We start from the raw sequence: 19,182 nt of genomic DNA, 5'->3' as shown, positions 1-19,182 counted from the left end.
TCTGCGAAAAGACCAGCATTCAAAATCCCCGCTCTCCACCGGCGGGGCTAACTTTTTTAGGATAAAGCCATGAGCACGTTCAAACCGCTTGTCTTCTCCGGCGTCCAACCGACCGGAAATCTTCACCTCGGCAATTACCTTGGGGCGATCAAGCGGTGGGTCGAGGTTCAGGAAACGCAGGAATGCATCTATTGCGTCGTGGACATGCACGCGCTGACCATTTCGCCCGATCCGGCTGAGCTGATGCAATCGACCCGTGAAGTCACCGCGGCTTTCCTTGCTGCCGGTATCGACCCGAAGAGAAGCATCGTCTTCAACCAGAGCCGCGTCATGCAGCACGCAGAGCTGGCATGGGTATTTAACTGCATCGCGCGCATCGGCTGGATGAGCCGCATGACCCAGTTCAAGGACAAGGCAGGCAAGGACCGCGAAAACGCTTCGCTCGGCCTGTTCGCTTATCCAAGTCTGATGGCCGCCGACATCCTGCTTTATCGCGCCACCGCAGTGCCGGTGGGTGAGGACCAGAAGCAGCATCTGGAATTGACCCGCGACATCGCGCAGAAATTCAACAACGATTATTCGGATCGCATCGCTTCGCTCGGCGTGGGCGTGGATATGCAGGTTGGTGACGAGCAGGTTTCCGGCTTCTTCCCGATGACGGAACCGATGATCTCCGGCCCTGCCATGCGCATCATGTCGCTGCGCGACGGCACCAAGAAGATGTCGAAGTCCGATCCGTCCGATCTGTCGCGCATCAATCTGATCGACGACGAAGAGACCATCACCAAGAAAATCCGCAAGGCAAAGACCGACTCGGACGGCCTGCCCACCGAGCTCGACGGTCTCGCCGGTCGTCCGGAAGCCGATAATCTGGTTGGCATCTATGCAGCACTTTCCTCTCAGTCGAAGGAAGACGTGCTCAACGAATTCGGCGGACGCCAGTTCTCCGAATTCAAGGCATCACTTGCCGATCTCGCGGTGGCAAAGCTTTCGCCTATCACTCATGAGATGCGCCGTCTGGTCGCTGATCCGGCTTACATCGACAGCGTTCTGCGCGACGGTGGTGAGCGGGCTGGCGTGATTGCCGAACAGACCATGCGCCATGTTCGCGACATCGTCGGCTGGCTGCAGAACTAAACTTCTCAATGATCAAGCGAGCGGCAACATTTTTGCTGCCGCCGCTCTTCACTTGAAAATCATCATCCGATCTTCAAGTACCTACCAAATGTCAGCTTGCAGACGGTCAATCCCGATGGCAAATTGCGGCCATGGTATCAAAACGACTTAGCCGGGAAGCCGGTCACCGCCGCAAGTTTCTTGCCGTCATCGATGAGACGCCCGAATGCGGGCGCGCCGTTGCATATGCCGCGCGCCGTGCAAAAAATACGGGCGGCTCTCTCATCCTGCTTTTCGTGATTGATGACTCTGATTTCCAGCAAATTCTGGGTGTCGGCGAAATCATGCGTTCCGAAGCGCAGGAACGTGCTCGCGCAGCGCTGGAAAAATTCGCCGCAACTGTGCGTGCAGCCCAAGGCATCGAGCCGGAAATCAACATCCGTGAGGGCGAAACCGCCTCGGAATTGATTAGCCTCATCGAAGAAGATCAGGACATCGCCATTCTGGTTCTGGCTGCCGGTTCGGGCAAGGAAGGCCCCGGCCCTCTCGTGCAATCGCTTGCCAGCCGCTCCCAGTTCCCGATCCCGGTTACGGTCATTCCGGCAGGTATGAGCGACGATGACATTGATGCGGTGACCTAATCACCCTATATTGATGACAACTGATACACGCAGCATCGGGACAGCACTTGCGTCCATGAGTATCTGCGCTTACGAGAATCGTTCCAAAATCTGAAAGCGGGACAACTGGCATGTTCATCCAGACTGAAACCACGCCCAACCCGGCGACCCTGAAGTTTCTTCCCGGCAAGGTCGTGATGCCGGAAGGTACCGCCGATTTCCGCGACGCCTCCACCGCGGGCAACACATCGCCGCTCGCAGCCAAGCTTTTTTCGGTTCCGGGCGTGTCCGGTGTTTTCTTCGGTTATGACTTCATCACCGTCACCAAGGAAGACGGCGAGTGGCAGCATCTGAAGCCCGCCATTCTTGGCACGATCATGGAACATTTCATGTCGGGCGCACCTGCAATGGCTGGCAACAGCAATGCAGACGCTGCTGCCGCTCATGGCGAAGAAGAATTTTTCGATGAAGCCGATGCCGAAACCGTCGAGATCATCAAGGAACTGATCGAGACCCGCGTTCGTCCGGCAGTTGCACAGGATGGTGGCGACATCACCTTCCGCGGTTTCGAGAACGGCACCGTGTTCCTGAACATGAAGGGTGCATGCTCTGGTTGCCCGTCGTCGACTGCAACGCTGAAGCACGGCATTCAGAACCTCCTGCGCCATTTCGTGCCGGAAGTGCAGCAGGTCGAACAGATCTGACCTTGCTGAGACTTGTAAAGAAAAAGGCCGCTTGAAGCGGCCTTTTTCATATCTGTCATCATCTGGACCTACTGCTTCACGATGACCTTGGCACCCTGTTCGGTGCGGTCGTAAAGATCCATGATGTCCTGATTCATGAGGCGGATGCAGCCGGAAGACATTGCCTTGCCGATGGACCACCATTCCGGCGTTCCGTGCAGACGATAGCCCGTGTCGCCACCCTTGTTGTAGAGATATAGAGCGCGCGCGCCGAGCGGATTGCGCAGGCCGGGGTCCATGCCGTTGCGATATTTTGCCAGTTCCGGTTGGCGCTTGATCATGGCGGAAGGCGGCGTCCAGGTCGGCCATTCCCGCTTCATGGCGACGCGCGCCGTACCGGACCATTCAAATCCTTCACGACCAACACCAATGCCGTAACGCATGGCCTTGCCTTCCGGCATAATGAGATAGAGGAACTTTTCCCGCGTATCGACGATGATCGTGCCGGGGGCTTCGTCCGTTGGATATTTGACGATCTGGCGGCGATATTGCGCCTGGATCTTTTCGCTCGGGATGGCCGGGACGACATAGCCGGCGTCGGTGACCGAAGAATAGGAGGCGGTATAGAAAGTGCCGCCTACGGTCGAGCAGCCTGCCAATGCACCTGTCAGAAAAAGAGCCGTCGTCAGTTTAAGGACGCGAGAATTCATGCATTCCCCCAGATTGGTTCATTCCGTCAATGGGACCACGATGGGCCGGAGATAGAAGCGAATCGCTCATTCTTGTCGAAGATGCGGTAGTATTGTTAACCAGGCGTTAACCGTAAATTGAAAATTCCTTGAATAAGACATTTTTTGGCCATGTTTGCCTTGGTAGCGCGGTTTTCGTACGGCTCGTCCCAGTTTTCCGATTGTTTCGATCTGAATCCACGCACAAAATGCGCCCATGCCGATCGTGATTCCCAACCAGACCCATCCTCTTTCCGACGGCCGACAGTCGGAGAACGCCATGCTGGTGCGGCGTGGCGTGCAGCGTCTTTTTCTGGAAATGGGGCTTGCAACATTGCCTGAACTGCCGCTGGCATCCGGCAGGCGCGCCGACCTGATGGCGGTCAACCGCAAGGGTGAAATCTGGATCGTGGAGATCAAATCGTCGATCGAGGATTGGAAGGCAGATCACAAATGGCCCGAATATCGCGCTTACTGCGACCGGCTGTTCTTCGCCACCCATCCGGCGGTGCCGCGCGAAATATTTCCGCAAGAATGCGGCTTCATTCTCTCTGATGGATATGGGGCGGAAATTATGCGTGATGCGCCAGAACATAAATTGCCCGGCGCAACCCGAAAGGCGTTGATGCTACGCTTTGCGCGGGCGGGCGCCGCCCGCCTGACAATCGCCGAACTTGCGGGTCTCGATGTACCCGAGACAGAAATAGATTGATTTAGCTGTCCAATTTAACGAGGCGCGCGTTTGGCCAGAATGCGCTGCAATGTACGGCGATGCATGTTGAGACGACGTGCGGTCTCGGAGACATTGCGTTCGCACATTTCATAGACGCGCTGGATATGTTCCCAGCGAACCCGGTCGGCTGACATCGGATTCTCCGGCGGCGCAACCTTTTCGCCGGGACGGCGGGTCAATGCTGCGAAGACCTCATCCGCATCGGCAGGCTTCGACAGATAGTCGATTGCGCCCAGCTTAACAGCGTTCACAGCAGTTGCGATATTGCCGTATCCGGTGAGAACGATGGCGCGCGTATCGGCACGGCGCGAACGAATAGCTTCTATGATGTCGAGGCCGTTGCCGTCGCCGAGGCGCATATCCACGACCGCATAGGCCGGGGCGGCGGCCTTGGCGGCAGCAATGCCTTCCTCAACCGATTCCGCAGTTGTCACCTGAAAACCCCGGCTCTCCATGGCGCGGGCAAGGCGCTGCAAAAAGGGCTTGTCGTCATCAACCAGAAGGAGGGTCGGATCGTTGCCTATGGCTTCGGTGTCTTCCTGCTTCAAGTCGTCCATCGGGTGCTTCCTGCCTGTATTTTTCTTTCCTTATTGATACCCCTGCGTCAAAAAGTCAAATAGCCATTGAATTGTTGAAGCAATTTCAGCATTCGCCCATACGCAAGAACAATGCAAGCCATTGTATTTTCAGAATATTTTTAAAAATGGACACAAGGAATTGATAGCAAAATCGTGCGTAAGCTGCAGTCTTTTGCTCAGATGGCCCAATATTGCCGGGCCTCGGCGGATAGCCCGGCCAGAAAGCTGTCCAGCTCCACTTGATCGATATGCGCACGCAGCGCCTTGGCAACATCGTAAATAGCTGAATCCGGTGCAAAATTATGATCTTTGCGCAGAGATTGCACTTCACAGGTCAATGCCTGTCGGCTCAGAAATGGCTGTTTCGCTTCACCAATATCCCAGTTTGCTACAAAAACCGCACGAAGAACGGTTGGCAATATCGTGGCAAAGCGAATCGCTTGATCGACCTCCAACCGGTGGCGGAAGGTGAGCAGCACAGCTTCCACCATCGTATAGGCCTGATTGCGTGTAGCGAGCCCTGCCTCATCCCGAGCCATATGGAGAAACTTGTCGAACTCCTCCGTCGCCCTCTGGATTTCAAGCGGAATCGTCATGCTGCATCCTTCTTCAGCCTGATGTGAATGCTGAACGCGGCCACACCACCTTCACTTCTGCGCCCTGTCCGGGATTGTTGCGATTGCGGAAGGTGATATGCGCGCCTGAGCGTTCCAGCAAAGTCTTGGCGATGAACAGACCAAGGCCGAGTCCGCCGCCGTTCCGCGTATTGTCGCGGCTCGTCATATAGGGCTCGCCGATACGATCGAGGATTTCCGGTTTGAACCCCTCGCCATCATCCTGAATGGTCACGCTCACATTACCGTCGGTCCAGCCCCAGGTCACGTTGACCGTACCACGTGCAAAATCGACGGCATTTTCCACCAGATTGCCGAGACCGTAGAGAAGGCCGGGATTGCGCCGGGTGACGGGTTCCGGTTTCGGACCTTCCGTCTTCTGCACGTCAATCGTGATACCGAAGTTGCGGTGCGGCGCAATCACCTCTTCGATGAGAGAGGAGAGCGGCAGGCGCGACATGTGTTCCTCGCCCTCCGAAGATAGGCTGGTCAGCCGCTGAAGAATTTCACGGCAACGCTGGGTCTGGGAATGGAGCAAGGCGATGTCTTCGGCAAGGCCCGGATCGGTGGTGCGGGCGCGCTGCATTTCCTTTACCACCAGCGCAATCGTTGCCAGCGGTGTGCCCAATTCATGGGCGGCTGCGGCAGCCAGACCATCCAGCGCCGACAGATGCTGTTCACGCTGGAGAATAAGTTCGGCAGCGCTCAATGCATCGCCCAGCTGACGCGCTTCCTCGGCGATACGATAGGCGTAAACGCCAGTGAATCCGAGCGCCGAAATAATGGCGCACCAGATGCCGATGACGAACAGAAACGGCAGGTCCAGCGTTTCGCCCGGATACCAGGGCAGCGGTTCGTGCCTGATGGTAAGCACCGACGTACAGGCAACCACCAGCAAGGCGAGCACCAGCGTATGACGAGCCGAAAGCGACGTCGCCGAGATAATGACGGGTACGATCATCAAAATGATGAAAGGATTCTGCAACCCGCCAGTGAGATAGAGCAGCCCTGCCAATTGCAGAACGTCGAACGCCAGAACCAGGCTTGCCGCCGCCGGATTGAGCCGGTGGTTGGTCGGAAAGCGGAAGGCCAGATAAAGGTTGAGCCATGCTGAACAGGCGATCAGAGCAAAACAGATGCCGACTGCAAAAGGAAATTGCAGATAGAGCGCCACGAACATGACGGCGGCGGTCTGCCCGGCAATGGCCAGCCAGCGCACACGTATCAACGTGGTCAGGCGCGGGCGGCGCGAAAGATTGGAAGCGCGATTCTCGAATTCTGCGTGCATGAGTCCCTCTACTCGCTCCTTATGAGACAAGGTCGGGTCTCAACGCAAGCGGAACTGCGTTATCCGGTCGCAGGTTGGAATCAGGTTCCGCGTGGCTTGGCGCGACGCGTCGCTTCCGCATTGGCCGGGTCTTCCGGCCAGACATGCTTCGGGTAGCGTCCGCGCATGTCGGCGCGCACATCCGCCCATGATCCCTTCCAGAAGCCGGGAAGATCACGGGTGATCTGGATCGGGCGATGAGCTGGAGAAAGAAGTTCCAGCAAGAGCGGCACCTTGCCATTGGCGATGGCCGGATGCACCCCAAGACCGAAAAGCTCCTGGACACGAACTGCGATCACCGGCTCTTCGGCGTCATAGCGAATCGGAATATTCGATCCGGTCGGCACTTCGAAATGCGTCGGCGCAAGCTGGTCGACACTACGCTGCAGATCGAAGGGTACAAGGCTCATCAGACCGTTCTTCAACACGTGCCCGGGAATGCGGTCAAGTTGCGCTTCGCCCGTCAGGAAGGGCAGCAGCCAATCGTCCAGCCTTTCGATGAGATGGTCGCTATCCATCGAAGGCCACGGATCACCAAGGCCGCGATGAAGCCAGCCAAGGCGACGACGCAGAATATCGGTTTCCTTGCCCCATGGCAGAATATCGAGGCCATGTTCACGCACGGCGGCAATCACGCCTTCGTCGGCGGCAGCTCCCGAAGGAGCGGCGAGCGGCTTTTCGGAGAGAGCTATCGCACCAATGCGCACAGCCTCACGAGCCCGCAGGGCGTTCTTTTCCGCGTCATAGACGACCTGTCGTCCACTTTCGATCCTGTTACCAAGGGCTGCGCGGATTTCGGTTTCCGAAACTTCCGCGGCAGAAAGAATGCGGGCGCGGCCCGCTCTTCCAGACATATCGGCAACCACAAGCCATGGCGCCCTGCTGAGGCTGATAGCGGGATCGACCTCGCCGCCACGTCCATTGGCCAGAAGAAACTGCCCCATCTGCCCGCGAGCCTTGGCTATGCGGTCCGGATAAGCATCAATGAGCATACGACCTACGCTTGAGCCTGCCACCTCACCCTTGTTTGGGACATTTGCTGCAAGCCGCCGTGCCAGCCCTTTTGCACGCTGTGCACGATCTGATCGGTCATTGCGGAACCGCGACATGCGCGTATCAAGGTCGGTTTCATTGCCGCCAAGGCCGCGTTCGGTCAACAAAACAGCGAGTTCAGCAGCCTTTTGCACCTCGCCGCGCTTGCCAGCTTCTGCAACCATATGTGCCAGACGTGCAGGCAGGGCCAAAGAGCGCATGGCTTCACCGTCGGGCGTCAATCGTCCCGCTTCATCCAGCGCACCGAGCCGCATAAGCAGCGCCTTGGCTTCTTTGAGCGCAGGTGCCGGCGGTTTGTCGAGCAGCGATAATATTGCCGGATCGGTCACACCCCACGCAGCCGCATCCAGCACAAGGCCCGACAAATCAGCTTCGAGAATTTCCGGTGGTGAAAAAGCGGGGAGCGACGCCGTCTGCCCCTGATGCCAGAGGCGAATGGCAATGCCCGGTTCTGTACGACCCGCACGGCCAGCACGTTGATCGGCACTTGCACGCGAAGTCCGCACGGTTTCAAGCCGGGTGAGGCCCGTGGCCGGTTCATATTTCGGCTGGCGTGCAAGGCCTGAATCGATCACCACGCGTACGCCATCAATGGTGATAGAGGTTTCTGCAATCGAAGTCGCCAGCACCACCTTGCGGTGGCCTGTCGGTAGAGGCTTGATCGCCGCATCCTGATCGCGGCCTTCCATTGCACCGTAAAGCGGTGCCAGAATGATATTGGCAGGCAGTAATTTTTCCAGAATGCCTGCCGTGCGCTCAATCTCGCCCTGCCCCGGCAGGAAGGCGAGGATACTGCCGGTTTCATTTGCCAGCGCATCACGGATCGTACGCACCATCGCGTCCTCGACCCGTTCATCCGCTTTGCGATCGCGATAGCGAATATCGACGGGATAAGCGCGCCCCTCACTTTCGATCACCGGCGCATCGCCCAACAGTTGAGCCACGCGAGCGCCATCCAGTGTTGCCGACATGACAATAATTTTGAGGTCGTCACGCAAGGCTGCCTGCACATCCAGCGCCAGCGCCAGTCCAAAATCCGCATCGAGACTGCGTTCATGGAACTCATCAAACAGGACTGCGGCGACACCCTTGAGGTCTGGATCGTCCAGGATCATGCGCGCAAAGACGCCCTCAGTAACGACGAGGATCTTGGTTTTCCCTGATACCTTGCTTTCAAGGCGCATCCGGTAGCCGACCGTTTCACCCGGTTCCTCGCCCAGGAGCTGCGCCATGCGGCGAGCAGCTGCACGTGCCGCCAGACGACGCGGTTCAAGCAGCACGATCGTGCCATCCTTGCGCCAGTCCGCGTTCAGCATATGAATAGGTACCAGTGTCGTCTTGCCCGCACCGGGCGGCGCGACAAGGACTGCGCTCGCATGATGCGCCAATGCCTCATCCAGCTGAGGCAGAATTCGTGTCACAGGAAGGTCGGGCAGGCTCGTCAAAATAATTTCCGTCAGATAAGGCTTCCGCTTTCGTGCTTATCACACAGGGAACGCACATGATCCATATTCGAAAATCGAACAGGGCCGATGCGCCCGCGTTGACTGAAATCTGGCGCGCCAGCGTTCTCGCCACGCATGACTTCCTGAGCCGCGATGATTTTCTGGAAATCGAAAAGCTGGTGGCCGAGCAATATCTGCCGAACGTCGAAGTCTGGCTTATTGAAGACGCTGGCAAGCCGGTCGGCTTCATGGGCATGAGCGAGCGTCATATCGACAGCCTGTTCATCGCACCCGACCAGCGCGGCAAAGGCATCGGCAAACAGTTGATAACGCATGCAAAAACGTTCGGCAGTCCGCTGACAGTCGATGTGAACGAGCAGAACCTGCAGGGTGTCGGCTTTTACCGGCATATGGGTTTTATCGAAACCGGACGTTCAGAGACAGACGATCAGGGACGCCCCTATCCACTCCTGCATCTGCGGCTGGCGACCGACAATTGACATACTCCCCTAGAGTATATAGATTTCGCTGAGATCGGGAGATTCCATGCCGCATTCACCGGAAGACAAAAAGCGCGCCTTGACGCGCCTGCGCCGTATTCGCGGACAGGCCGAAGCACTGGAGCGTGCGGTGGAGGCTGGCACGGAATGCGCGGCATTGTTGCAGCAGATTGCGGCACTGCGGGGTGCTGCCAACGGGTTGATGGCCGAAGTGCTGGAAAGTCATTTCCGCGAGACATTTGGACAGGAAACCAAAGCTGATCCCGATACACAAATCGACGAAATCATGCGGATTCTACGCACCTACCTCAAATGAGTGCGTTGCTCTAAGATAGACTGAAAGGGAGAAACATCGTCATGAAATCACGCGCAGCCGTTGCGTGGGAGGCGAAAAAGCCGCTCACCATCGAAACAGTCGAGATTGGCGGTCCACGGGCTGGCGAAGTGCTGGTCGAAATCATGGCGACGGGCGTTTGCCATACAGATGCCTACACCCTTTCGGGTCTCGATTCCGAAGGCAAATTCCCGGCGATCCTTGGCCATGAAGGCGCGGGCATTGTTCGCGAAGTGGGCGCAGGCGTGACCTCGGTCAAGCCGGGCGATCATGTGATCCCGCTTTACACGCCGGAATGCCGCCAGTGCAAAACTTGCCTGTCGCAGCGCTCGAACCTCTGCACCTCGATCCGCGCTACGCAAGGTCAGGGCCTGATGCCGGACAAGACCACGCGCTTTTCCTGCGATGGCGGCGAAGTGTTTCATTATATGGGCTGCTCGACCTTCTCGAACTTCACCGTTCTGCCGGAAATCGCGGTTGCCAAGGTGCGTGAAGACGCGCCATTCGACAAGATTTGCTATATCGGCTGCGGCGTGACCACGGGTATTGGTGCAGTGATTTATACCGCCAAGGTTCGTCCGGGTTCCAATGTCGTAGTGTTCGGTCTTGGCGGCATTGGCCTCAATGTCATTCAGGGCGCGCGCATGGTCGGCGCCGACAAGATCATCGGCGTGGACATCAATCCATCCAAGGTCGAGATGGCGAAGAAGTTCGGCATGACCGACTTCATCAATCCGCGCGAAGTCGGCAATGACAAGGTGGTGCAGGCCATTCAGGACCTGACCGATGGCGGCGCGGATTATTCGTTCGACGCTACCGGCAATACCGACGTCATGCGTCAGGCGCTGGAATGCTGCCATCGCGGCTGGGGTGAATCGATCATCATCGGTGTGGCAGAAGCGGGCAAGGAAATTGCCACGCGTCCGTTCCAGCTGGTCACAGGCCGCGTCTGGAAAGGCACCGCATTCGGCGGCGCACGCGGTCGCACGGATGTTCCGAAAATCGTCGATTGGTACATGGACGGCAAGATCAACATCGACGATCTGATCACCCACACCATGCCGCTCGATGAAATCAACACGGCCTTCGACCTGATGCATGAAGGCAAGTCCATCCGTTCGGTGATTGTCTACTGATGAGTGAAAAGCTTCTCGTTTCCCAATGGGATGAACTCGACAATCTGAGCCCGCGCGCGCTTTATGCGATGCTGAAGCTGCGCGTGGACGTTTTCGTGGTGGAGCAGAAATGCCCTTACCCGGAAATCGACGGCAAGGATTTCGAGGCGTTTCACCTGCGCATTCTCGACGGCGAGGAACTTGCAGCATCGCTGCGAGTTCTGCCACCGGAACAGGCTGGCAAGCCGGTGAAAATCGGGCGCGTCGTCGTGGCGCCGGATTATCGTGGTTACAAGCTTGGTCAGCGCCTAATGAAAGAGGCAATCGATTTCGCTCATGCCCGTTTTCCGGGCATAGCGATCGAACTTGGCGGACAGAGCCATTTGCAGAAATTCTACGGGTCGTTCGGCTTTGTCGCGATTTCGGAAGAGTATCTCGAAGATGGTATACCGCATGTCGATATGCGGTTAGATCCAAAGGAAGTAGCAGCCTGATGTTTCTGCTGCGCCGCCATATGTCGTTCTATCTTGGCGCTCTTGGTGGCGTAACAACATTCATCATTGCCTGGCTTTTCAAAAGCTCTCTTGCCCCGGTCATCGGTGCAAACTGCTTCTTCGTGCTCTATCTGGGGCTGGCGGCGTCTGCCTTGCCAAAGCTCACGGTCAGCTTTTTGAAAAAGCACGCCGCAAGTGCTGACGAACCTGTCTGGATCATCTTTCTGGTGACTTTCGCGACCGTTCTCGTCGCAATCGTCTCGCTGTTCCTTCTCATCAACAGCGAAACAAAGGCCGATACATTCTCACTGGTCATGACACTTGCGTCTGTCCCACTCGGCTGGTTCACCATTCATATGATGACGGCCTTGCATTATGCACACGTATACTGGCAGCCGGGCGAACCGGCTGGCGACGATACCAGCCATGCCAGCCGTTATCGCGGTGGCTTTGAATTTCCCGGAACATCGGAACCTTCCGGCTGGGATTTTGCCTATTTCGCCTATGTCATCGGCATGACGGCGCAAACCTCCGATACGAGTGTGACGACGCCTGCGATGCGCAAGGTCACGCTGCTGCACAGCATCGTCTCCTTCTTCTTCAACACCGTGCTGGTCGCCGCGTCTGTCAATGTCGCAGTGGCGCTCGGAAGCTGAACACAACTGGGAATTCTCTATGGAAACCATTTCGACCGCAAAGAGCTTCGCCGGGATGCAAGGCGTCTATCGCCACAAAAGCGAGACGAACCAGTGCGACATGACCTTTGCCGTCTTCCTGCCGCCGCAGGCAAAAGGCGGTCCGGTACCGGTACTCTGGTATTTTTCCGGCCTTACCTGCACGCATCAGAATGTCATGGACAAAGGCGAATATCGGCAAATGGCCGCAGAGCTGGGAATTGCCGTCATTTGCCCAGATACAAGCCCGCGGAGCGATGACATTCCGGATGAGCCGGACAACTGGCAGTTCGGCAAAGGTGCTGGTTTCTACGTCGATGCCACGCAGGAGCCATTTGCCAGAAATTATCAGATGTACAGCTACATTACGAAGGAACTGACCGATCTGGTGGGACGCGAGTTCCCGCTCGATATGTCGCGACAGGCGATCACCGGCCATTCCATGGGCGGACATGGTGCGCTGACAATTGCGCTCAAGAACCCGGACCGCTTCAAGTCAGCATCCGCCTTTGCACCTATCGTCCAACCTTCTACTGCAGGCTGGTCCAGACCGGCACTGGAAAAATATCTCGGACCGGAAGAACGGGCTTGGCGCGCCTATGACGCCACGCTGCTCATCGAAGACGGCTATCGGTTCCCGGAATTTCTGGTCGATCAGGGTACCGCAGACGGTTTTCTCGATGATGGCTTGCGTCCGTGGCTTCTGGAAGAGGCTTGCAAGAAGGCTGGCATTCCTCTCACGCTCAATATGCGTGAAGGCTATGACCATTCATATTTCTTCATCTCGACCTTCATGGATGATCATCTGAAATGGCACGCTGAACGCCTTAAGAGCTAATCAGCGCTTCATCACTTTCATCGGTAGACCACCTTGCGGCTGAGTAGTGAGCTTCTGCACGGGCCATGGCTTCGTCGTTTCCAGCACCTCGAAGCGACGTCCGTCGAGCAAGATGGCAAGCGCAATCACAGCCTCCTGCAAGGCAAAACTCGCGCCGATACAGACGCGCGGGCCTGCCCCAAAGGGCAAATATTGGAAGCGGTCGAGCTTGTCGCGGTTTTCGGGCCAGAAGCGTTCAGGCATGAAAGCGTCCGGCTGGTCCCAGTAGAGCCTATGACGATGAATGACCCATGGCATAACCAGCACGGTCGCGCCCTTCGGGATTTTCAAGTCATCGTATGTATCGTCGGTCGCCGCCTCGCGATTGATCGACGGCGCTGGCGGATATAGCCGCATAGCCTCCTCGAAGGCCGCACGTGTGAAAGGCAGCGATGCCAGCCATTCCTGCGGCGGCAGATCACGTCCGCCTTTTGCAAAAAAGCCGTCGATTTCCGTTTCGATACGTTCGCGCTCACGCGGAGCCTTCGCGAGTAGATAGAGCGTCCAGCCAAGCGCGCGAGCGGTGGTCTCGTGACCGGCACCAATGAAGGTGATGATGTTGTCCTCGATTTCGGAGCGGCTCAGGCCATCTGGTCCTTCGGCCCGCAACAGCAGGGTAAGGAAGTCGCTCGGCACGTCTTCTTGCCTGTCCATGCGCGTTTTACGCAGCGCGATGGTGTTTGAGACCAGCTCGCGGAAGAAACCCAGCGATTGCTGTCCGCGCAACCGCGTGAGGCGCGGCAGCCAGTCGGGCAGCCCCAGAAGGTCGAACGGATCGACCCGCCCCATGGTCTCGAACAGCTTGTCGATCTGATGTGCGAAATCGTTTGGATCGCCTGCGATCTCGCCGGAAAACAGCGTCTCCGCCAGAATATCATAGGTCAGGAGCGTCATGTCATGGGCGACATCGGTAATCGTACCGGGGGTCTTGTATCGCTCAACGAACTGCAGCGACCGGTCCCGCATGGCCTCGGCAAAACCACCGATATGACGCGGCGTGAAAACCGGCGCCATCGCTTTTCGTGACCGCTTCCACACCTGGCCTTCAGCCGTCAGCAGGCCGTCGCGCAACAAGGGGCGCAGCACGCGCTGACGAATGGCGGACATGGGATAATTGGCTGCATTGTCGACCAGCACATGGCGGATCAGCCCCGGATCATTGGCGATGATGGTTTTCATGCCGAACCAGCTGACGGAAATCCACCGCTCGTTATAGGAAGGCTCACCCCAAAGCTCGAGCGGGTTCTTGTAGACGACCCGCATCATCTCGAAACGCCCCACCGGCTTTTCGCGCGGGCGCGGTGCGGGCGGCACAAATGGAACCGGTCTTTCGCTCATGACGTTCGCAATTTCCATCAAGCGTTCCTTTCGTCATAAAACAGGTCGAGAACGCCCCCGTCAAACCCGATATAAGCGTCAATTGTGGCGGTTCCAGAAGCCAAGCGGTGCCGGTACTGTTCTCATATGAACCAACTGCCGGAATCCCCGGCAAATTTACCGCCAAAATTTGGAAAAAAAGCCTTTAGCACCTATATTAAAGCCATGTTTGTCGCGTGATTCGACATATCTTTGAAGCTGCATTCGCAGCGCGTTTTTCGAAAGATTTTCATGAGCGAGATGCCCGAGATGAATTCCGAAGCCCCCGCCGAGTATGGCGCGGATTCCATTCGTGTTCTGAAAGGCCTGGATGCTGTTCGCAAGCGTCCCGGCATGTATATCGGTGACACGGATGACGGCTCCGGCCTGCATCATATGGTCTACGAGGTCGTGGACAATGCGATCGACGAAGCGCTGGCAGGACATGCCACGCTTGTCACCGTCGCCCTCAACCCGGACGGCTCCTGCACCGTGACCGATAATGGTCGTGGCATTCCGACCGACATCCATAAGGAAGAAGGCGTTTCAGCGGCCGAGGTCATCATGACCCAGCTTCACGCCGGTGGTAAGTTCGACCAGAATTCCTACAAGGTTTCCGGTGGTCTGCACGGAGTTGGCGTTTCGGTTGTGAACGCGCTGTCGATCTGGCTGAAGCTGAAGATCCGTCGTGCCGGCAAGATTCATGAGATGAGCTTTACCCATGGCGTGGCCGATGCCCCGCTCGTGGTAACCGGTGATGCCGGTGCGGAGACGGGTACGGAAGTCAGCTTCCTGCCCTCGCCCGATACCTTCAGCATGGTCGAATTCGATTTCGATACGCTGGAGCGCCGCCTGCGCGAACTCGCCTTCCTCAATTCCGGCGTTCGCATCAAGCTCACCGACCGCCGTCATGCGGACGTGGTGGAGCATGAGTTGCACTATGACGGCGGGCTTGTGGAGTTCGTGAAATATATCGACCAGAGCAAGAAATCGCTTCTGGACGAGCCGATTTATATCCGCAGTGAAAAAGACGGCATGACGGTTGAAGTCGCCATGTGGTGGAACGATTCCTACCACGAGAAGGTGCTGTGCTTCACCAACAACATCCCGCAGCGCGATGGCGGCACGCATCTGGCCGGTTTTCGCGGCGCGCTGACCCGTCAGGTGACGGGCTATGCCGATGCTTCGGGCATGACCAAAAAGGAAAAGGTGACGCTGACCGGCGATGACTGCCGCGAAGGCCTGACCGCTGTTCTCTCGGTCAAGGTTCCTGATCCGAAGTTCTCGTCGCAGACCAAGGACAAGCTGGTTTCCTCGGAAGTTCGCCCGGTTGTGGAAAGCCTCGTCAACGAAGCGCTTTCGACCTGGCTGGAAGAGCATCCGGCTGGCGGCAAGATTGTAGTCGAAAAGGTCATTCAGGCCGCTGCCGCCCGCGAAGCAGCCCGCAAGGCCCGCGACATCACCCGCAAGAGCAATCTGAGCGTGACGTCCCTGCCCGGCAAGCTCGCCGACTGTCAGGAGCGCGATCCGGCCAAGTCTGAAATCTTCATCGTCGAGGGTGACTCGGCAGGTGGTTCCGCCAAGAGCGGTCGTTCGCGCCAGAACCAGGCCATCCTGCCGCTGCGCGGAAAGATCCTCAATGTGGAACGCGTCCGCTTCGACCGCATGATCTCGTCCGATCAGGTTGGCACGCTGATTACTGCGCTCGGCACATCAATCGGCAAGGATGAAACGCACGGTTTCAACCCGGACAAGCTGCGCTATCACAAGATCATCATCATGACCGATGCTGACGTCGACGGCGCGCATATTCGTACATTGCTGCTGACCTTCTTCTTCCGGCAGATGCCGGAACTGATCGAGCGCGGCCATATCTATATCGCCCAGCCGCCGCTCTATAAGGTCTCGCGTGGCAAGTCCTCGCAATACATCAAGAACGAGGCCGCCTTCGAAGACTTCCTCATTGAGACGGGTCTTGAAGAAGCCACGCTGGAAATGGCAAGCGGCGAAGTTCGCGCCGGGACTGACTTGCGTTCGGTGGTGGAAGATGCACGCACCATGCGTCAGCTTCTGGCGGGTCTTCACACGCGCTATGACCGTCGCGTGGTGGAGCAGGCTGCCATCGCAGGGCTCCTGCATCCGGATGCATCAAGGGACAATGCAACCGCACAGCGTTCCGCCGATACCGTTGCAAAGCGTCTCGACATGATCTCGGAAGAAACCGAACGTGGTTGGGAAGCACATGTGACGGAAGATGGCGGTTATCGCTTTGAGCGCATGGTGCGCGGCGTGAAGGACATTGCCATTCTCGACATGGCATTGCTCGGTTCTGCCGATGCCCGTCAGATCGACCGCGTGGCTTCGCGTCTGTCAGAGGTCTTTGCCGAGCCACCTGTGCTGCGCCGCAAGGACAAGGTGGAGACACTTTCCGGCCCGATGGGCCTGCTCGACGCAATCTTTGCGACGGGCCGCAAGGGCCTGACCCTGCAGCGCTACAAAGGCTTGGGCGAAATGAACGCCGAACAGCTTTGGGAAACCACGCTCGATCCGAACGTGCGTTCGCTGCTGCAGGTCAAGGTGACGGATGCGACCGATGCTGATTCACTCTTTTCGCGCTTGATGGGCGATGACGTGGAACCGCGGCGCGAGTTCATTCAGGAAAACGCGCTGAGCGTTGCCAATCTCGACGTTTAAAAAACACAAACCCCGAAAAGCCGGAAAGCTTCTCGGGGTTTTATAATACCCAAAGAAAAGCCCGCTATTTAGCGGGCTTTTCTTTTATCGTGGTTATTTACTCGCCGCGACGCTTCTTGCTGTAACCGCCGCCTTCAGGCTTTTTACCGCCCTTTTTGAAACCATCTTTCTTGAAGTCGTCTCCACGGGAGAAATCACGTGGCTTGTCCCACTTGTCGCCTTTCGAGCGGTCGCCTTTATAGCCGTCGCTCTTGTAGCCATCCCGGAAGCCGCCTTCCTTGGACTTGTCGCCGCGTGGTTTGAAACCGCCCTTGCCTTCGCGCGGAGCAGCGTCACCGCCTGCACCTGCAACGGCAGTGCGGATCACAAGACCTTTTTCGCCGGTGCCGCGTTCTTCGACCGAACGGCGGAACTCATCGGCTTTGGAGGCAGTGATTTCAAAGCGGGTTTCATTGTCGAAAATCTTGATCGAACCGACATCGCGCTTGGAAACATCGCCCGCCTTGCAGATGAGCGGAAGCAGCCATTTCGGATCGGCGCGATGCTTGCGACCAGCAGAAACCGAGAACCACACGCCATCGAAAGAAGCATTGCGGTCGAAACGTTCGCCCGGTTCGCCACGCTCACGACGCTCGCCGCGTTCGAAACGATCACCGCGATCAGAACGTTCGCCTTTTTCAAAACGGTCTCTGGGTTTCTTGCCGCCAACCGGATGCACCGGCGCATCGGAAACTTCTTCCGCCGCCGGATAGGAGGCCACTTCGCGGTTGAGGAAAGCAGCGGCAATCTGTTCCGGCGTATAACGCTCGGTCAGCGCCTTCAGGAGATCCTGATATTCTTCTTCAACCGGCTGGTTGAAGACTTCCGCATTCAAAATACGCTCATTGGTCTTGGCCTGAACAGCAGCGATGCTTGGTGCCGGAACCGTCTGCGCATCGAGCTTCGCCATATGCAGAAGGCGCTCTGCAGTGCGGCGACGCGAGAACGGCACAACCAGCACACAGGTGCCCTTGCGACCGGCGCGACCCGTACGCCCCGAACGATGCAGCATCGTCTCGGGATTGTTCGGAAGATCGGCATGAATGACGAGGTCGAGATTGGGCAGATCGATGCCGCGCGCGGCAACGTCGGTTGCCACGCAGACGCGGGCACGACCGTCGCGCATTGCCTGCAAGGCGTTGTTGCGTTCGGCCTGGCTCAGTTCGCCCGACAGCGCAACCACGGCAAAGCCGCGATTGGAGAGCCGGCTTGCCATATGCTTCACCGCTTCGCGGGTCGAGCAGAAAATGATCGAGTTCTGTGAATCGTAATAGAGCAGCGTATTGATGATCGCGTGGTCGCGCTCATGCGGCGGCACCGGCATGGCGACATAGTCGATATCGGCGTGCTGGCTGGTTTCGCTCTGGACGGTGAGACGAAGCGCGTCGTTCTGGAAGCGCTTGGCAAGCTGGGCAATCGGCTTCGGCACGGTTGCCGAGAACATCAGCGTGCGGCGGTCTTTCGGCGCTTCGCCAAGGATGAATTCGAGGTCCTCGCGAAAGCCCATGTCGAGCATTTCGTCAGCTTCATCGAGAACGACGGCACGCAGTTCCGACATGTCGAGAGCATCACGGGTGATATGGTCGCGCAGACGTCCCGGCGTACCGACAACGATGTGGGCGCCACGTTCCAGCGCACGACGCTCGGTGCGGATATCCATACCGCCAACGCAGGATGCAATGCGCGCACCGGTATCGGCATAGAGCCATTCCAGCTCACGACGAACCTGAAGCGCCAGTTCGCGCGTCGGCGCGATAATCATGGCAAGCGGCGCACCGGCATCGCTGAAACGCAGTTCGCCTTCGAGGATGGTGTTAGCCATGGCAAGGCCGAAAGCAACCGTCTTGCCCGATCCGGTCTGTGCGGAAACGAGAAGATCGGCATCGAGCGTTTCGGGTGCCAGAACGGCATTTTGAACGGCGGTGAGTGTATTATAACCGCGAGCGGCTAATGCTCCGGACAGAGCCGGAGCGATGGTTTCGGGCAAAGACATGAACCACTTTCACGAAAAAAGCTTCTCAAGCCGTATACCCATTGGCCGTGAACCCACTTGTCCACGACTCCCCTGACGACCACCGAAGCAACAGAATTGATGCTTCCCTATAGGGTTGGACCGCTCAGGTCAACCGGCCAAACCTCAGAGCGCAATTCGATCCGATTGAATCGTACCGCCGCTCTGGTCCTTTTTGACGCGCATTTGGC

At 57.5% G+C, this 19,182-nt stretch carries 18 protein-coding genes; 11 read left to right on the top strand and 7 right to left on the bottom strand.

The window, feature by feature from the left end; translation table 11 throughout:
- The first annotated feature begins 69 nt into the window (after positions 1-69).
- From trpS to KWJ32_RS07000, 3 genes are all read left to right on the top strand, one after another.
- Complete coding sequence (gene trpS, locus KWJ32_RS07010) at positions 70-1,137, top strand: tryptophan--tRNA ligase (RefSeq protein ID WP_010657990.1); 1,068 nt, start codon at positions 70-72, stop codon at positions 1,135-1,137.
- A 131-nt stretch (positions 1,138-1,268) separates the two neighbouring features.
- Positions 1,269-1,757 (top strand): universal stress protein, encoded by a 489-nt coding sequence (locus KWJ32_RS07005; RefSeq protein ID WP_010657989.1) that lies wholly within the window; start codon positions 1,269-1,271, stop codon positions 1,755-1,757.
- A 110-nt stretch (positions 1,758-1,867) separates the two neighbouring features.
- Positions 1,868-2,440, top strand: coding sequence for a NifU family protein (locus KWJ32_RS07000; protein WP_151609718.1), 573 nt, complete (start codon positions 1,868-1,870; stop codon positions 2,438-2,440).
- A gap of 68 nt (positions 2,441-2,508) precedes the next feature.
- On the opposite strand, the gene KWJ32_RS06995 is transcribed toward KWJ32_RS07000, so the two are convergent.
- Entirely contained in the window at positions 2,509-3,129 is a 621-nt protein-coding gene (locus tag KWJ32_RS06995; RefSeq protein WP_011982361.1) for a L,D-transpeptidase, read from the bottom strand.
- Positions 3,130-3,364: 235 nt separating this feature from the next.
- Here KWJ32_RS06995 and KWJ32_RS06990 point away from each other — a divergent pair, with 235 nt between their 5' ends.
- The gene (locus KWJ32_RS06990; protein WP_011982360.1) at positions 3,365-3,859 is read left to right on the top strand and encodes an MmcB family DNA repair protein; all 495 of its coding nucleotides are present in this window, start codon (positions 3,365-3,367) and stop codon (positions 3,857-3,859) included.
- Positions 3,860-3,873: 14 nt separating this feature from the next.
- Here the strand turns inward: KWJ32_RS06990 and regA are convergent, their stop codons facing one another.
- The 4 genes from regA to hrpB all read right to left on the bottom strand — a co-directional run bounded on the left by regA (position 3,874) and on the right by hrpB (position 8,897).
- Complete coding sequence (gene regA, locus KWJ32_RS06985; RefSeq protein WP_006465866.1) at positions 3,874-4,437, bottom strand: global response regulator transcription factor RegA; 564 nt, start codon at positions 4,435-4,437, stop codon at positions 3,874-3,876.
- Positions 4,438-4,634: 197 nt separating this feature from the next.
- Entirely contained in the window at positions 4,635-5,054 is a 420-nt protein-coding gene (locus tag KWJ32_RS06980; RefSeq protein WP_011982359.1) for a DUF2267 domain-containing protein, read from the bottom strand.
- Positions 5,055-5,067: 13 nt separating this feature from the next.
- Positions 5,068-6,360: an ActS/PrrB/RegB family redox-sensitive histidine kinase gene (locus tag KWJ32_RS06975; protein ID WP_010657984.1), complete on the bottom strand. Its 1,293-nt coding sequence runs from the start codon at positions 6,358-6,360 to the stop codon at positions 5,068-5,070.
- Positions 6,361-6,440: 80 nt separating this feature from the next.
- Positions 6,441-8,897, bottom strand: a complete 2,457-nt coding sequence (gene hrpB / locus KWJ32_RS06970) for an ATP-dependent helicase HrpB (RefSeq protein ID WP_011982358.1) — start codon at positions 8,895-8,897, stop codon at positions 6,441-6,443.
- Positions 8,898-8,953: 56 nt separating this feature from the next.
- On the opposite strand from hrpB, the gene KWJ32_RS06965 reads away from it, so the two are divergent.
- From KWJ32_RS06965 to fghA, 6 genes are read left to right on the top strand one after another with little or no spacing between them, the layout of a single operon-like run.
- Positions 8,954-9,397 (top strand): acetyltransferase, encoded by a 444-nt coding sequence (locus KWJ32_RS06965; protein WP_094514655.1) that lies wholly within the window; start codon positions 8,954-8,956, stop codon positions 9,395-9,397.
- A 46-nt stretch (positions 9,398-9,443) separates the two neighbouring features.
- Positions 9,444-9,713 carry a metal/formaldehyde-sensitive transcriptional repressor gene (locus KWJ32_RS06960; RefSeq protein ID WP_010657981.1) on the top strand — a complete coding sequence of 90 codons (270 nt, stop codon included), beginning with the start codon at positions 9,444-9,446 and terminating at the stop codon, positions 9,711-9,713.
- Positions 9,714-9,754: 41 nt separating this feature from the next.
- Complete coding sequence (locus KWJ32_RS06955) at positions 9,755-10,867, top strand: S-(hydroxymethyl)glutathione dehydrogenase/class III alcohol dehydrogenase (protein WP_011982356.1); 1,113 nt, start codon at positions 9,755-9,757, stop codon at positions 10,865-10,867.
- Positions 10,867-11,340 (top strand): GNAT family N-acetyltransferase, encoded by a 474-nt coding sequence (locus KWJ32_RS06950; RefSeq protein WP_094514653.1) that lies wholly within the window; start codon positions 10,867-10,869, stop codon positions 11,338-11,340. Before KWJ32_RS06955 ends, KWJ32_RS06950 begins: the two co-directional genes overlap by 1 nt.
- Positions 11,340-11,996 (top strand): DUF1345 domain-containing protein, encoded by a 657-nt coding sequence (locus tag KWJ32_RS06945; protein ID WP_094514651.1) that lies wholly within the window; start codon positions 11,340-11,342, stop codon positions 11,994-11,996. The genes KWJ32_RS06950 and KWJ32_RS06945 overlap by 1 nt, the downstream gene beginning before the upstream one ends.
- Before the next feature lie 19 nt (positions 11,997-12,015).
- Positions 12,016-12,852 carry an S-formylglutathione hydrolase gene (gene fghA / locus KWJ32_RS06940; protein WP_151609716.1) on the top strand — a complete coding sequence of 279 codons (837 nt, stop codon included), beginning with the start codon at positions 12,016-12,018 and terminating at the stop codon, positions 12,850-12,852.
- Here fghA and KWJ32_RS06935 read toward each other — a convergent pair whose 3' ends face one another.
- A complete protein-coding gene (locus KWJ32_RS06935; RefSeq protein ID WP_125333813.1) occupies positions 12,853-14,229 on the bottom strand; it encodes a cytochrome P450 in 1,377 nt (458 codons plus the stop codon). It abuts the gene before it with no gap.
- 270 nt (positions 14,230-14,499) lie between these two features.
- On the opposite strand from KWJ32_RS06935, the gene gyrB reads away from it, so the two are divergent.
- Complete coding sequence (gene gyrB, locus KWJ32_RS06930) at positions 14,500-16,941, top strand: DNA topoisomerase (ATP-hydrolyzing) subunit B (RefSeq protein ID WP_040130016.1); 2,442 nt, start codon at positions 14,500-14,502, stop codon at positions 16,939-16,941.
- A gap of 97 nt (positions 16,942-17,038) precedes the next feature.
- Here gyrB and KWJ32_RS06925 read toward each other — a convergent pair whose 3' ends face one another.
- A complete protein-coding gene (locus tag KWJ32_RS06925; protein ID WP_011982350.1) occupies positions 17,039-18,973 on the bottom strand; it encodes a DEAD/DEAH box helicase in 1,935 nt (644 codons plus the stop codon).
- Between the last annotated feature and the right edge of the window lie 209 nt (positions 18,974-19,182).

Origin of the sequence: Ochrobactrum sp. BTU2 (genome assembly GCF_024539785.1) — a bacterium.
GTDB lineage: Bacteria > Pseudomonadota > Alphaproteobacteria > Rhizobiales > Rhizobiaceae > Brucella > Brucella anthropi.
The sequence above is the reverse complement of the archived record's forward strand: the minus strand, read 5'-3'. Positions and strand labels throughout refer to the sequence as shown.